Annotated in this window: 12 protein-coding genes; all 12 read left to right on the forward strand. The window is 63.1% G+C overall.

The features are described 5' to 3' along the window. Positions 1-216 precede the first annotated feature (216 nt). The 12 genes from ECTHA_RS0111715 to ECTHA_RS19065 all read left to right on the forward strand — a co-directional run bounded on the left by ECTHA_RS0111715 (position 217) and on the right by ECTHA_RS19065 (position 14,703). On the forward strand, positions 217-2,964 hold the full coding sequence (locus ECTHA_RS0111715; protein ID WP_128571908.1) for a hypothetical protein: 2,748 nt from the start codon (positions 217-219) through the stop codon (positions 2,962-2,964). 166 nt (positions 2,965-3,130) lie between these two features. Further along, entirely contained in the window at positions 3,131-4,402 is a 1,272-nt protein-coding gene (locus ECTHA_RS0111720; protein WP_275259702.1) for an alginate export family protein, read from the forward strand. Between the two features lie 78 nt (positions 4,403-4,480). Next, complete coding sequence (locus ECTHA_RS0111725; RefSeq protein WP_025281880.1) at positions 4,481-5,038, forward strand: PilZ domain-containing protein; 558 nt, start codon at positions 4,481-4,483, stop codon at positions 5,036-5,038. Between the two features lie 168 nt (positions 5,039-5,206). Further along, on the forward strand, positions 5,207-6,658 hold the full coding sequence (locus tag ECTHA_RS0111730; RefSeq protein ID WP_029762500.1) for a sigma-54 dependent transcriptional regulator: 1,452 nt from the start codon (positions 5,207-5,209) through the stop codon (positions 6,656-6,658). Between the two features lie 142 nt (positions 6,659-6,800). Beyond that, positions 6,801-7,847, forward strand: coding sequence for a sigma-54 interaction domain-containing protein (locus ECTHA_RS18095; protein ID WP_084306953.1), 1,047 nt, complete (start codon positions 6,801-6,803; stop codon positions 7,845-7,847). A gap of 72 nt (positions 7,848-7,919) precedes the next feature. Beyond that, on the forward strand, positions 7,920-8,249 hold the full coding sequence (gene fliE / locus ECTHA_RS0111740; protein ID WP_025281877.1) for a flagellar hook-basal body complex protein FliE: 330 nt from the start codon (positions 7,920-7,922) through the stop codon (positions 8,247-8,249). 19 nt (positions 8,250-8,268) lie between these two features. Then, on the forward strand, positions 8,269-9,930 hold the full coding sequence (gene fliF / locus ECTHA_RS0111745; protein WP_025281876.1) for a flagellar basal-body MS-ring/collar protein FliF: 1,662 nt from the start codon (positions 8,269-8,271) through the stop codon (positions 9,928-9,930). Continuing rightward, the gene (gene fliG, locus ECTHA_RS0111750) at positions 9,920-10,927 is read left to right on the forward strand and encodes a flagellar motor switch protein FliG (RefSeq protein ID WP_025281875.1); all 1,008 of its coding nucleotides are present in this window, start codon (positions 9,920-9,922) and stop codon (positions 10,925-10,927) included. The genes fliF and fliG overlap by 11 nt, the downstream gene beginning before the upstream one ends. A gap of 12 nt (positions 10,928-10,939) precedes the next feature. Next, positions 10,940-11,752, forward strand: coding sequence for a flagellar assembly protein FliH (locus tag ECTHA_RS0111755; RefSeq protein WP_025281874.1), 813 nt, complete (start codon positions 10,940-10,942; stop codon positions 11,750-11,752). Next, complete coding sequence (gene fliI, locus ECTHA_RS18100) at positions 11,745-13,184, forward strand: flagellar protein export ATPase FliI (RefSeq protein WP_051582644.1); 1,440 nt, start codon at positions 11,745-11,747, stop codon at positions 13,182-13,184. The genes ECTHA_RS0111755 and fliI overlap by 8 nt, the downstream gene beginning before the upstream one ends. An 11-nt stretch (positions 13,185-13,195) precedes the next feature. Beyond that, a complete protein-coding gene (gene fliJ / locus ECTHA_RS0111765; protein ID WP_025281872.1) occupies positions 13,196-13,633 on the forward strand; it encodes a flagellar export protein FliJ in 438 nt (145 codons plus the stop codon). A 74-nt stretch (positions 13,634-13,707) separates the two neighbouring features. After that, on the forward strand, positions 13,708-14,703 hold the full coding sequence (locus ECTHA_RS19065; RefSeq protein ID WP_158407554.1) for a flagellar hook-length control protein FliK: 996 nt from the start codon (positions 13,708-13,710) through the stop codon (positions 14,701-14,703). Positions 14,704-14,795: the final 92 nt, after the last annotated feature.

Here is a 14,795-nt window from a genome sequence, read left to right on the forward strand (position 1 = left end):
TTTTTCGCTGCGTTAGTGTACTGAGTCCGGGGCTGTGTTCGCCATCGTTGCCCTGGTGCCCGTTCCGGTAGATGCACGCTGGCTTGTATGGAGCAGGGCTTAGTATGATCGGGGCATGTATCCATTCCCAGTGTCAGGAAAAACGCTTCGTCGGCCAGGTGGTCCGGGTCATCGGTCGGGGCACGGGGCGGCAGCCACTGGTCAGGAGGAGGCCCCATGGTCAGGACAGCGATAGAGCCCATGGCCTGCACGGGCCTGAGCGACTGGAAGGCCATCTGGAACCGACTGGAGCCAGGGGACAAGCATCGCGCCATGCTGTCCTTCCTTGAACGGCTGCGGGATCCCGCTTCGCGCCTGGAGATGGTCTGTGACTCCACCCTCAAGACCCTGGCGCGGCGCAAGCGTTTCCGTGTGGAGACCCTGCGGCGCATGAAGAACCCCCAATTGGCCGGCGTGCTGCTGCCAAATGCACCGGCCCTGTTCGGTGCCCGGGAGTGGACGCTGCTGTTCCTGGGGTATTTTGCCGATTACAAGTCGCCCATCATGTGCCGGTTTCTGGATCTGTGTGGCGTGCCCCACGACGAGCGCGGCTTTGTGGTGGGCGGGGATTCCCGTATTCGTGCCCCCAAGGATGTACAGGCCACCACGCAGACCCTGGTGGAGGAGTTCGGGGTGCGCGAGGTGGCCATCTACTTCTGCGTGCTCACCCAGATGGATCCGGACCTGTGGCGTTTCCTGGATCCGGTGTTGCCTGAACTGACCCTCGCCATGGAGGAAGAGGAGGCCGCCCGTGCTCACGAGGTGGTGATGGATGCCCAGGTGGCCGACAGCCTGGAGGTGTCGGAAGACTTCACCCAGCTGGATCGGGTGATCCTGGATCAGATCCTGGCCACCCTGAGCGGCGATGAACGAGCGCTCAAGCCCAACGAGCTGGTGGACCTGGTGGAATCGGTCCATGCCCTGGACACCACCCGGCAGCGGACCTATTTCCATCTGGGGTTCATGGATGCCCTGTTGCCGGAGCGGGAGACCGACGCGGCCCGTCGGGAGATGGATGACGAGCAACGCCAGTGGTATCTCTCGGGCATGCTCAGTGCCCATGTGCGCCAGCGGGATGACGACGCCGTCAAGGCGGCGTTGAGCGGCCATGGTGGGGTATTCCGCAAGGCCGCCAAGACACCCGGCGGTGCCGGGGCGGGGCTCATCAACGAGGTGTATGGCTATCTGCTGGAACAGGGTTATGACCGCGAGGCCATGCAGTTGCTGCGGGGCCAGCGCTGCCATCTCAGCCCGGCCACCTTCTCCTTGATACTGGACAAGGCCACCACGGCCATCCGCGAGGGCGATCCGGCCCTGGCCAATGTGCTGCTGGTGGAACTGCGCCAGGGGTTGCCCTATGTGCAGATGGATCCGGAAGAGCGCGAGCACATGGATACCCTTCTGGAACGTCGCCTGGGGCAGGCCTTGCAGGCCCAGGGGAATTTTATCGGCGCCCGGGAGGTTTTCGCGCGACTGATCGAAGAGGACCGGGTGGACACCCCCTGCCTTTTGGCAGATCGGGGCCTGGTAAGCGCCGGGTTTCGGTCGCTGGCGGATCTGGTGTTGCCGGAAGATCCCGAACGCTGCCGCAACACCCTGGCGCAACTGGAAAACGGCGAGACCTACTTTCGTGAGGCGGTGGCGCGATTCGAACGACGGGCCATCAATGCCCATCATGCCCTGGCGGTGCTGGAATTCCTGCGCTGGGCCGGGCCGGATGGGCAGGATGCGGTGCGCGATCGGGCCCTGGTGCATGTGAACGAGGCCCTGATCGGCATGCTGAGCGATACCGCCTCCACGGCCTACGAGCGCTTGGGGCTGCTCGGTCAATGCCGGTTCATGCAGGCGGTGCTGATGATGGCCCGCCTGGATCAGGGCTCGGCGCGGGCGGGTATGGAGTCGTGGCGGGCCATCGCGGGGGAGGCCGAACGTCTGCCTCGCTGGGGGGTGCAGCGTTTACTGGAATCTGCCGACCTGGTGGAGCCGCGTCTGGCCACGGAGATTGCCGAGTGCGTCTGGCGTCAGGGGGGCGAGTCTTCGCTGGCGATGATCGAACGGGCCGAGTGGCTGGCCGGGTCCGCGTACCTGCAGGGGGAAGTCCTCAGGCTGGCGCGCAGCAGCGGGGAGAAGTCCGGGGCGCAGCAGTGGCGCGTGTGGACGTTGCTGGTGCCGGCGGCCCTGTTGGCGGGGCATGTGGACGTGGCCCAGGAGGGACTGGATGCCATGGAGGCCCTGGCCCAGGACTCGCGTTTTTGCGAGCCCATGCTGAAATGGCTGGAGCATCCGGAGCGCCTGGATCCGGCCTGGTCGGAGGTGGAGATCCTGCGCTCCCGGTTTCGTCTGTACCGGCGCCTGGGGCGGGACCCGGAGGCCTTCGCCCAGTTACGCGCCCTGTTCTACGCCCTGCGTGACACCCGCCCCATGGAAGCGTCCCAGACACTGGATCTGTTCCGGGAGTGTGATGCCCCGGAGGCGTATTACGCCGACCTGCACCTGCCGGGCACCGCTGCAGAAGAGGATGAGGATGCCGGCGGGGAGGAGCAGTTGCGGGCGGGCGCCCCGGTGAAGGTGCTGTTCGTGGGGGGCAACGAGATCCAGGCCCGCTACACCGATGCCATCAGCCGCACCCTGGCCGAGGAGTGGCCGGGGGTGGTGGTGTCGTTTCGTCACACGGGTTGGTCGTCCAATTGGGGCCGGGATGTGGATGTGCTCAAGCGTCAGGCGGTGGATGCCGACGCGGTGGTGCTGATGACCATGATGCGCACCACCCTGGGCCGTGCCCTGCGCGAGGCCCTGAATGACCCGCCCCGACCCTGGATCCCCTGCACCGGTACGGGCAAGCAGGCGTTGCTGGAGAGCATCCGGCGCGCCGCCCGGGTGGGACTGCAGATGCAGTCGGGCCAGGCATCCGGCCCACAGGAATGACAGGTGCGGGAAGGCAGGCGGGACAGATCAAGGGACGGGCATAAGTCGCTGGAAAATCGTTATATACCATGGTAATACCTCCCCCCTTGCAATCATTCCAACAACATTGGGGTTGTTTCCCAGCATAAGAGCGATCGGGGGGAGTATGGGGAAAAAGACGGTTTCGATGGTGGCGGGCGCGCTGGCGTTGTCCATGGGGATGGGCACGGGTGCGGCCACGGCGGACTGGGACTGGGGGGGCGATCTGCGGGTGCGGGTGACGGATCTGATGGATATTCCCATTTCGGTTCGTGGCGCAGACCCGGTTGACCAACTTTTCAATCGCAACCGTACCCGCCTGTGGGCCAGTTACGCCTTCAGCGAGGACGTGAGCTTCACGGGCCGGCTGATGAACGAGTTCCGCTTCTACGACAAGGGACGGGGGTACACCCGCGATCACGACCCTCTGGGCGAGATCGTCCCCGACCTGCTCTATGTGGACATCAACAACCTGGCAGAAGGTCGGGTGGATCTGCGCCTGGGCCGCCAGGAACTCATCTACGGCACCGGGAACATCCTCCTCAATGGCACCCCGCGGGATGGGTCCCGCAGCCTATTCTACAACGCCATCAAGGCCAGTGTGGACTTGGGGCCGGCGCACAGTGTGGATTTGCTGGCCATCTATAACGAGGCCAAGGATTCGCTGACCATCAATCGGGAGCCGCAACTGACGCTGATCGAGCATGACGAGGCGGCGGCGGGTGTGTATGGGCGTTATGCCGGGGTGGAGGATACGCCCCTGGAGTATTACTGGATCTACAAGCAGGAGAAGAATCGCAGTTACGCGCGCCTGGGCACCCGGGCCGATGCCGACTTCCACACCGTGGGCGTGCGTGCCGCCCCGGACCGGGGCCAGTGGGCCGCCAACCTGGAACTGGCCCTGCAGCGGGGCAGCCAGGAGGATGATGATCTCAAGGGCGAACTGCTGGATGCCTCGGTCACCTTCCGGCCCGATATCTGGGGTGATACCCGCCCGGCGTTCACCGCTGGCTACTACTACCTGTCCGGTAACGACGCCGGTACCGACAATAACGAAGGCTGGCGTCCCGTGTTCTCCCGCTGGCCCCAGTTCAGCGAACTGTATGCCTATGGCTTTATCGGCAGCGAGTTCGGGGTGGCCGGCTGGAGCAATCTGAAGGCGCCCTTTGTGGGCCTGGACATGAAACCTTCACCACGCACTTCCCTGAAACTTCGCTATCATCGGATGTACGCGGATGAAAAGGATGGCCCTGGCAATGGGGATTTACGGGGTGATCTGCTCACAGCAGTATTGGGCGTGAATCTGGCGGAGAATGTGCGTGGTCATCTGTGGGCCGAGTTTCTGGACCCCGGTGATTATCATGAACGAGGGGCGGGTGATGCCCATTTCCTTCGGGCCAATATCGAATACAGCTTCTAGGCCGTCGCGGCCGGGCACTCACCACTGGGCAGTGCCCGGCCTGTTGCGCTCCGTGCCGGTCGTTGCTGAAATGCACTCATGACTCTTGGTGATCCATTTCAGGATGTGCTTGTGATTCAGGATCGTCTGCCGATCCTGCACAGCACCGTGGAAGCCTTGCCGCCGAGCGAGGAACTGGCTCGCGTCAATGAGGCCAATGAGGGCCTGCTGAGGGTGTATGTCAGCCTGGACGACGCCTCTCCGCGGGTGAATGAAGAGCTCGGGAGCGAGATTTCCCATGAACTGGCCCGCATCGAGACCAAGCTCAATGTGATACTTGAGATGCTGGGTTCACTGCTGCACACACAGGTGAAATCACCGGACCCGGTGACCATGCGGATTTCCGCCGAGGGTCTGGGGTGGGTGCAGGCAGAGCGCCTGGAACCGGGGCAGATGCTGCGCATGCATTGGCATCTTTGCCCGCAGTTCCCGCGGCCATTGGAACTCTATGGTGAGGTTGCCTCCTGTCAGGCGGTGGCGGATGGATTCGATATTTCCGTGGGGTTTCGTGGACTCAGCCCGTTGCTTGAGGATGGCATTCAGAAGCTGGTGTTCAGGCGACACCGCCGCAGTGTGGCCCAGTCGCGGGCCCGCTGATTCGGGCACACCTTCCGTTTGTCGGTGACATGGTACTGTATAACGCCCAACGGCCTGTCTGAGGCAGGCGTGGCGGGACATGAGTGAGGGTCTGGGTTTATCCTGCGGGCCCAGGGATTTATTTCGGCTGATGATTTCATGGCACTTGACGATTCAAGCACACCCGACATGACTGATACGCCTCTGCCGCAGGTGCCGCAGAGCGTGATGGTGCTTGCCAACCAGCCGGAACGTATTCAGCAGCTCAGAACCGTGCTGGAATTCATGGAATGCGAACCGGTTGTCGTGCCACCGGAAGAAGTGGCTACGAGGCTTCATGCGGACACCACGTGGCTGATGCTGCTGGTCAGTGGCTGCGCGGAAGATGCCCGGGATTTCAAGCCCCTGGAGGCGCTCAAGGACCACGAGGGGCAGCCACTGCCCGTGACACTGGTCGGCGATGAGAGCGAGTTCGGCACGCTGCCTGAGTGGGTGGCTCCCCGTTTGCTGCGCCGCCTGGATTACCCGCCTCGGGTCACGCAGTGGTCGGACACCCTGCAGCGTGCCCGGCATCTGGTGGTGAATGGCGTGGATCTGAGTGGCCGGGTACGCCAGATGCTTTATCAGTCCCTGGTGGGCTGCAATCGGCACATGCAACGCATCCGTGATCACATCGAACAGGTGGCCATCACGGATGCCAACGTGCTGATCCTGGGCGAGACGGGTACCGGCAAGGAGGTGGTGGCCCGCAATATTCACAATTGTTCCGCCCGCCGGGGCAAGCCCTTCGTGGCCGTGAATTGCGGCGCCATTCCCGGGGAGCTTCTGGAGAGCGAGCTGTTTGGTCATGAGAAGGGGGCCTTCACGGGAGCCATCAGTGCGCGCCCCGGGCGTTTCGAGCTGGCCCAGGGGGGGACCCTGTTCCTGGACGAGATCGGCGACATGCCCGTGCCCATGCAGGTCAAACTGCTGCGGGTGTTGCAGGAGCGGACCTTCGAACGGGTGGGTAGTACCAAGACCCTGACCACTGATGCCCGCATCATTGCCGCCACCCACCGGGATCTGGAATCGGCCATTGAAGACGGAGGCTTTCGCGAGGATCTTTACTACCGGCTCAATGTGTTCCCCATCGAAGTACCCTCCCTGAAGGAGCGCATCGAGGACCTGCCATTATTGATCAGTGAATTGCTTCGCCGCATGGATGCTGAAGGGCGGGGTAGTGTGCGCCTGTCGCCCGGTGCGCTCCAGGTACTGGCCCGGCACGAGTGGCCGGGCAACGTGCGTGAACTGGCCAACCTCATGGAGCGTCTGGCCATCATGCACCCCGGGGAAACCGTCGAACCCATGGATCTGCCTCGCAAGTTCCGGGGTGATCTCAGTGACGATGAACTGGAAGAGGCCGGGCAGCTGGTCAATCCGGTGACGATGGCGGGTGGGGCTGCCGGTAGCATCCCGGATGAGGGGCTCGACCTCAAGGAATACATGGGCGAGCTGGAAATGCGACTGATCCGGGACGCGCTGGAGAAGTCGGGTGGCGTGGTCGCTCAGGCGGCCAAGCTTCTGTGCATGCGTCGGACCACTCTGGTGGAGCGGATGCGAAAATTTGGCATCACCCGCGCGGAAGACGCGGCGGAATCTTGACGATTTCTTTTTTGTAAACTTCAAGTCACTGATTAATAAAGCTTAAATAGATTGGCATGTAACCTGCTTTAGTCCTGATAAAGGCCTGTCTCGCTCGATGTTGCTGACAGGTCACAACAGGACACGATGTGGAGCAGGTGCAATGAGTCAAATGACCCTCTTGACCACGGAACCTGATGACGAGGTTCCGGATCTGGTGGCCGAAGACCCCCGAAGTCGGGATCTCCTGGCATTGGCCCGCCGCGTTGCCGCTTCCGAAGCAACGGTGATGATCAACGGCGAATCAGGCGTGGGTAAGGAAGTCTTCGCCCGTTTTATCCATAACCACTCCTCCCGGGCAGACGGCCCCTTTGTGGCACTCAATTGTGCCGCCATCCCCGAAAACATGCTGGAGGCCATGCTCTTTGGCCATGAGCGGGGTGCCTTCACGGGCGCTTACGAATCCCGGCCGGGCAAGTTCGAACTGGCCGAGGGCGGCACGCTGCTTCTCGATGAGATTTCCGAGATGGATCACGGGCTGCAGGCCAAGTTGCTACGGGTATTGCAGGAGCGGGAGGTGGAGCGCCTGGGCGGACGTCATCCCCGTGCGGTGGATGTGCGTGTTCTGGCCACATCCAACCGCAACCTGCAGGGCGCGGTGGCCGATGGGCAGTTCCGTGAAGACCTCTACTACCGCCTGAACGTCTTTCCTCTGGTCATCCCCCCCTTGCGTGAACGCCCTGGCGACATTCTGCCGCTGGCACGGCGACTCATTCATGTGCATGGGCGTGGCATCGATCATGCGCAACTCACCCAGGCGGCGGCAGCCCGTCTCGTGGACCACCCCTGGCCTGGCAATGTGCGGGAACTGGATAACGTGATCCAGCGCGCCATGATCCTGAGAGAAGGCGTGAATATCGAAGCGGATGCCGTTCAATTCGAGGCGGGTTCGGCTATGGGTCTGGGTATGGGCATGGATGCACGATCGCAATCCCCGTTTGCCGGGTTGAGTGAGTCCGCACCGGCTCCGGTGCTGCGTGATCAGCGTCTGGGAGACAACCTGCGCTCCCGCGAGGAGCAACTGATTCTGGATGCGCTGCGTGTGGAGGACGGCAGTCGCAAGGATGCCGCCGCCAGGCTGGGCATCAGCCCGCGCACGCTGCGTTACAAGCTGGCAAGGCTGCGTGAGGCGGGTGTCGCCATTCCGTGACCGCCCTCATCAGGGCAGGTGACTTGAGACGACACCAATAGTGAATTGAATCGTGACGTGGAGGACATGGTCATGAGCGAACAGCAAATCAATCAGGTACTGCAACAGATGCGCTCGCTGGCAGCGAGTGCGGGAGTGGATGCACAGCCTGCCGTGAGTCGGGAGATACAGCCCGGCCAGCCGAATTTCCGCGCCATGCTGCGTGAGTCCCTGGATAAGGTGAGCGAGACTCAAAAGTCGAGCAACTCGCTGGCCACGCGCTTTGAACTGGGTGACCCGGATGTGGATCTGCCCCAGGTCATGGTGGCGAAACAGAAGGCCAGCGTGGCCTTTGAGGCCACCACCCAGATTCGTAATCGCCTGGTGTCCGCGTACCAGGACATCATGAACATGCAGGTCTGAGGACCGGTAGGACACCATCATGGCCACTTCACTGACCACCACACTCAATCAGCAGGTAGAAGGCTTCAACCGGCTGCCGGCGCAGAGCCAGATCGGCCTGTTGGTCGGCCTGGCCGCTGCGATTGCGCTGGTGGTGAGCCTGTTCATCTGGCTCAATCGACCCGACTACACCATCCTGTACCCAGACCTGGGGCAACGGGAAAGTGCCGAGGTGATGCAGGCCCTGGATCAGCACGGGATCAACTACCGGCTGGATCCGGTCACCGGTGCCCTGACCGTGCCCGCCGATTCGGTGCACGAGGCCCGTCTGCAAATGGCCACCGAGGGGCTGCCCCGCGCCGCTGGCTTTGGCTTCGAGCTCATGCAGGAGGATCAGGGGATCGGCACCAGTCGTCTGGTCCAGACCGCCCGTTATCACCGGGCCCTGGAAGGCGAACTGGCCCGCTCGGTGGCCACGCTATCCAGCGTGGAGGCGGCTCGCGTGCACCTGGCCATGCCCCGTGAGACGGTGTTCGTGCGCGATCGCGGACAGCCCAGCGCGTCAGTGGTGGTGACCCTGCACCCCGGGCGTACCCTGGATGAACGCCGTGTGGCCGGGATTGTCCATCTGGTGTCTTCCAGTGTGCCGGGCATGGAGCCTGAGCGGGTGACGGTGGTGGACCAGCGGGGACGTCTGTTGACCCAGCATGGCGAGGATGACGGCATGACGTTGTCCACCCGCAACATGGAGTTCACCCGTTTGATGGAAGAGAATCTGTCGCAGCGGGTGATGGATATCATTGCACCGATCGTCGGCGAAGACGGCGTGCGCGCCCGGGTGTCCGCGGATCTGGACTTCTCCAGGATTGAACGCACCATCGAGAACTACGACCCGGAGCTCACAGCACTGCGCAGCGAGCAGTTCTCGGAAGAGGATACCCGCGGTGCGCCGGGGGGGCCCATGGGCATTCCGGGCGCGCTGGTCAACCAGCCCCCGGGCGGCGGTGAATTGGGCGCCGAGGGTGAAGGGGTCATGGAGCCTGGCATGGAAATGCCCGGTTCATCGCGGCGCAGTGGCACGCGAAACTATGAGGTCGACCGCACCATCAGTCACGTGCGCGAGGCACCCGGTACGGTGCGGCGCCTGTCGGTGGCCGTGGTGGTCGACTTTCAGGAGCGGATGAACGAAGAAGGTGAGATGGTGCGTGAGCCCGTGCCGCCGGAGGAGTTGGCGCGCATTGAGGGGTTGGTGCAGCGGGCGGTCGGTTTTGACGCCCGGCGCGGTGATAGTGTTAATGTGATCAGTGCACCATTCCGGGTGGAACCGGAGCCCGAGCCGCTGCCCGAGCCGCCCATCTGGGAGCAGGCCTGGGCACAGGAACTGGCCCGCACGGCATTGTTGGCTCTGGTGGGACTGCTGGCCATCCTTCTGGTGGTGCGGCCCTTGCTCAGGCAGCTGGCTGCCCAGGGCGCCGCCGGAAAAGAGGAAGACGAAGAGGCCAGGGCTGCGGCCGAAGGCGAGGGCGAAGTGGGTGAGGATCAACTCAGCCTGACCAGCCAGGGGGATGAGCCCATGGCACTGCCCGGCAAGGGGCCGAGAGACTATGAAACGAACCTGGAACGGGTGCGTGAATTGATCAAGGATGATCCCAAACTGGTGGCTCAAGTGGTGAAGAACTGGGTGGCGGAAGATGGAGCCTAAAAGCAAACTGAGTGGTCCGGATCGTGCCGCGGTCTTTCTGATGAGCCTCGGTGAGGAGGCGGCGGCGGAAGTGCTTCGGCACATGGGTCCCAAGGAGGTCCAGAGTGTCGGTACCGCCATGGCCTCACTCACCAACGTCTCCAAGTCGGACGTGGCACAGGTGATTGATGATTTTGTCGCCACGGTGGATGAACAGACGGCCCTGGGCATGGGGTCTGACGACTACATCCGCAACGTGCTCACCTGGGCGCTGGGCAAGGACAAGGCCGATGGCGTCATTGACCGCATCCTGCTGGGGCGTAACTCCAAGGGCCTTGAATCCCTCAAGTGGATGGATCCGCGTGCAGTCGCCGAGGTGATCCGTCTGGAGCACCCGCAGATCATCGCCATCGTGCTGTCGTATCTGGATCCCGATCATGCGGCCGCTGTGCTGTCCTTCCTGCCGGAACGGACGCAGCCGGACATCCTCATGCGCATTGCCACACTCGATGGCGTGCAGCCTTCCGCCCTGCAGGAACTGGACGAGATCCTGGAGCGACAGTTCGCCGGCAACATGAACGTCAAGTCTTCCAGTGTGGGCGGCGTCAAGAGCGCTGCCACCATCCTCAATTTCATGGATTCCTCCAAGGAAGGCTCCATCCTTGACAAGGTCCGGGATGTGGATGAGTCCTTGAGTCAGAAGATTCAGGATCTCATGTTCGTCTTCGCCAACCTGGCGGATCTGGACGACCGCAGCATCCAGTCCCTGCTCAGAGAGCTGTCGACGGACTCCCTGGTGATGGCCCTGAAGGGCGCCGACGAGACCGTGAAGGACAGGATCTTCAAGAATATGTCCAAGCGGGCAGGCGAGATGCTGCAGGACGATCTCGAGGCCAAGGGACCGGTACGCCTGAGCGAAGTGGAGGCGGCCCAGAAGGAGATCCTTGGCATTGCTCGCCGCATGGCCGAGTCCGGCGAGATCGTCCTTGGCAACAAGGGCTCCGAGCAGATGGTGTAAGGAGGCAAGAGCATGGGCGGCAACGAGCGCGTGATTCCCCAGGCCCAGGCGGGCCTGGCCCAGTTGTGGAAGATTCCCGAGGTGGGGGATCCTTCTGCGGAGCCCGAACCAGAGGCCCAGGCCGGCGCAGAGACCGAATCCACGGAGGAAGTCGAACTCACGTTGCCCACCGCGGAGCGTATCCGTGAGATTGAGGATCAGGCCTATCAGGCTGGATTCGAGCGGGGACGAGAGGCGGGTTATGAGGAGGGGCTGAACACCGGACGCGAGATGGGGTACAAGGACGGCGAAGCCAAGGGTGTGAAAGCGGGCGAGAAGATCATCGAGCAACGGACGAAGGCCTGGGATCGGTTGCTCCAGGGTCTGGTCAGTCCCTACGAGGAACTGGACGCCGTGATCGAGGATGAACTGGCACAACTGGCCATCGCCGTGGCGAGGCAGTTGGTGCGTCGTGAATTACGCACGGACCCATCGGCCATCGTGGCGGTATTGCGCGAAGCGCTGGGGGCACTGCCCAGCGCGGATCGCAAGGTCAGGCTGTATCTGCATCCTCAGGATGCCAGGCTGGTCAAGGAGGCATTGCATCTCAACGACCTGGAACGGCCCTGGTCCGTGGTGGAGGACCCCACGCTCAGTCGTGGTGGCGTCAAGGTGGAGACGGATACCTCGCGGGTGGATGCCAGTCTGGAATCGAGGCTCAATGCGGTGATTGCGTCCCTGTGGGGCGGTGAGCGTCGCAGCGATAGCCTTGAGGTTGAGGCGGTGGGAGAACACCCCGCCGAGGTGAGGGCGTCTGAGTCAGCCTCCGGAGAGGGTCATGGGTGAGGCCTCCGTCATTCCCCGATCAATTGCCACCCAGGCCCGGGTTGCACGGCTCGAGGCGCGGCTGAAGCGCTACCGGGGGCGTCTTGAACACGCCCGCCCGGTGGTGGCCGAGGGGCGCCTGGTGCGCATGGTGGGACTGACCCTGGAAGCAGAGGGGTGTCAGGTTTCCGTCGGTGGCCGCTGTCGGGTCGTCAGCCTGGATGATCATGAAGTCGAGGCCGAGGTGGTGGGATTCTCCGGCGAGCGGACCTACCTGATGCCGGTGGGCGATGTCAGCGGCCTGACACCGGGGGCCCGTGTGATCCCCACACGCCATGCTCGCGAGACGCTGGTGGGAGAGGCCCTGCTGGGCCGGGTACTGGATGGCTCGGGTCGCCCCCTGGACGGCGCGGGGGTACCGCAATGCGATGACCATGTATCGTTGCATGGCCGGCCCATCAACCCGCTGGCCCGGGAACCCATCCATGAGCCGCTGGATGTGGGGATCCGTGCCATCAACGGCCTGCTCACCGTGGGGCGGGGCCAGCGCATGGGGCTTTTCGCCGGCAGTGGTGTGGGCAAGAGTGTGCTGCTGGGCATGATGACCCGTTACACCGCGGCAGACATCACCGTGGTGGGCCTGATCGGTGAGCGTGGGCGTGAGGTGAACGAGTTCGTCCAGAAGATCCTGGGACCGGAGGGCATGGCCCGGGCGGTGGTGGTGGCGGTACCTGCGGATCACCCACCCTTGATGCGCCTGCATGGAGCCATGCTGGCCACCAGCATTGCCGAGTATTTCCGCGACAAGGGGCATAACGTGCTGCTGCTGATGGATTCGCTGACGCGTTTCGCCCAGGCCCAGCGGGAGATCTCCCTGGCCATTGGCGAACCCCCTGCCACCAAGGGCTACACCCCCTCGGTCTTTGCCCGTCTGCCGCAGTTGGTGGAACGCGCTGGCAATGGGGATCGGGGCTCAGGCTCGATCACCGCATTCTACACCGTGCTGGCGGAGGGCGATGACACCAATGACCCGATCTCCGACGCGGCCCGGGCCATCCTGGATGGGCACGTGGTGCTCTCCCGGCGTATTGCCGATACGGGACGATACCCGGCCATCGATGTGGAGGCCTCCGTATCGCGGGTGATGAACGATATCGTCGACCCGGGGCATGTGCAGGCCGCCCGCCAATTCAAGCAACTTTATTCACAATATCAGCAAAACCGCGACCTGATCAGCGTGGGGGCCTATCAAAAAGGGTCCGATCCCCGCGTTGACGAGGCGATTGCCCTGTTTCCCCGTCTGGAGCGTTTTCTGCAGCAGGACCTGCGGGAGGCCGTGAACTTCAAGAAGAGCCTGCGGGCACTGGAAGATCTCGTCTCCAGACGGGAATCGGCGCAGGCAGAGAAACCCGTCCAGCAGGCCGCCCCTGCCGGTCGCGCAACGTCGTCGTGAGGTGAGATCCAATGAATCGATCCAAGCGTATGGAACCTGTGGCCCGTCTGGCCGACACCCGACAGCAGAAGGCGGCGCGTCAGTTGGGGGACTGGCAGAAGACCCTGGAAGATCGCCTCGCCAGGCTGGATGAATTGAGCGGGTATCGCGATGAATATGCCCAGCGATTCGAGTCCAGCACGTCGGTTCCGCTCAATGGCTTGGGACTGCAGGACTACCGATTATTTCTGTCACGGCTGAACCAGGCCATCGAGCAACAGATGAAACTGGTGCAGGCGGCGAGGGCAGAGCTGGAACGCAGTCGCGGTCAGTGGGTCGAGGCCCGGGGGCGCACGGAGGCGATCAACCGTGTGGTTGAACGGTTTGAGGTCGAGGAGCGTCATGAGATGGACCGGCGGGAGCAGGCCGAGCAGGATGATCGCAATGTGCAGCGCAAACCTGATTTGTAGGACGGCACGTTTCTTGACTGTCAATTGATCCAGAGTGGCCATCACATAGGTATCCCGTCATGGATATGCCCATCATGCAATTCCCCCTGCCAATGCGGGGCTCCGGAGAAGGCGGTCTGGCGCAATTCGTCAAGGAATTGCCGCCTGAACTTCAGGAAGAGCTGGCCGAGGGAGGTAACTTCTGGGAGAGTCTTTTGCTGCATTTTCAGGCGCTGGAAGCAGATCTGCCGGGTGAACTCGGCGATCACTTGCCGGACGGTTTGATGTTGCCGACCGATCTGGATGCCGACAAGCTCAGGGCACTGATGGAGGAGCAGGGCGAGGCCGACGCACAGGGTCTGTTCGCCATGCTCCATGCCTTGAGGGGCGAAGAACTGCCAGCACACGGCCAGGTGTTGCCGCTACAGACAGGGGAGCAGGACACTCGCCCCAACCTCCTGACCGCCGCCATGGCACAGGTATGGCGAGGCGGTGTCGAGGGTCAGCCACAGACGCCGGTTCAGGTGCAGTCCATCGAGACCCTGCTGGCACGTGCCATCCCGCAGGCGGAGGGGACGGGCCGGGAGGGGCTGTCCGTGCAGATGGCCGGGGATATGTCACTGAGCCTGCAGCCTGCCTCCCAGCAGCAGTCGGGGCTGCGCGTCATGAACCTGGATGTGCCCATGTCGCAACCCAAGTGGAATGAGGCGGTGAGCAACCGGGTGCTATGGATGGTGAACCAGAATGTGCAAGGGGCCGAACTGCGCCTGAATCCACCCCACCTGGGGCCATTGGAGATCCGCGTGTCCATGGAGGGCGATCGCGCCAATGTGCAGTTCCTGGCGGCCCACGCGGTCACCCGGGATGCCCTGGACGCCGCCATGCCCCGGTTGCGGGAGATGTTTGCGGAAAACGGCGTGCAACTGGGTGATGTGGATGTCTCGCACCGGGAGGCTGGAGATGGGGAGCAGTCCGGTCAGGAGGAGGGCCAGGGGGCTGGCATGACCCAGGCGGAGGGCGCAGCCGGGGGCGAGATTCAGGACGGCGGTATCTCGGGTAGGCCATCGGGTCTGCTGGATGCCTATGCCTGAAATATGGTCGCTCCGGAGCCGATGCGTGCTGTGTGACCTGTGAATGAGGATGATGTCCGCGCCAGGGCAGGGACAAGAACCAAAACGGAGTA

This window comes from Ectothiorhodospira haloalkaliphila ATCC 51935 (genome assembly GCF_000633935.1).
Lineage (GTDB): Bacteria > Pseudomonadota > Gammaproteobacteria > Ectothiorhodospirales > Ectothiorhodospiraceae > Ectothiorhodospira > Ectothiorhodospira haloalkaliphila.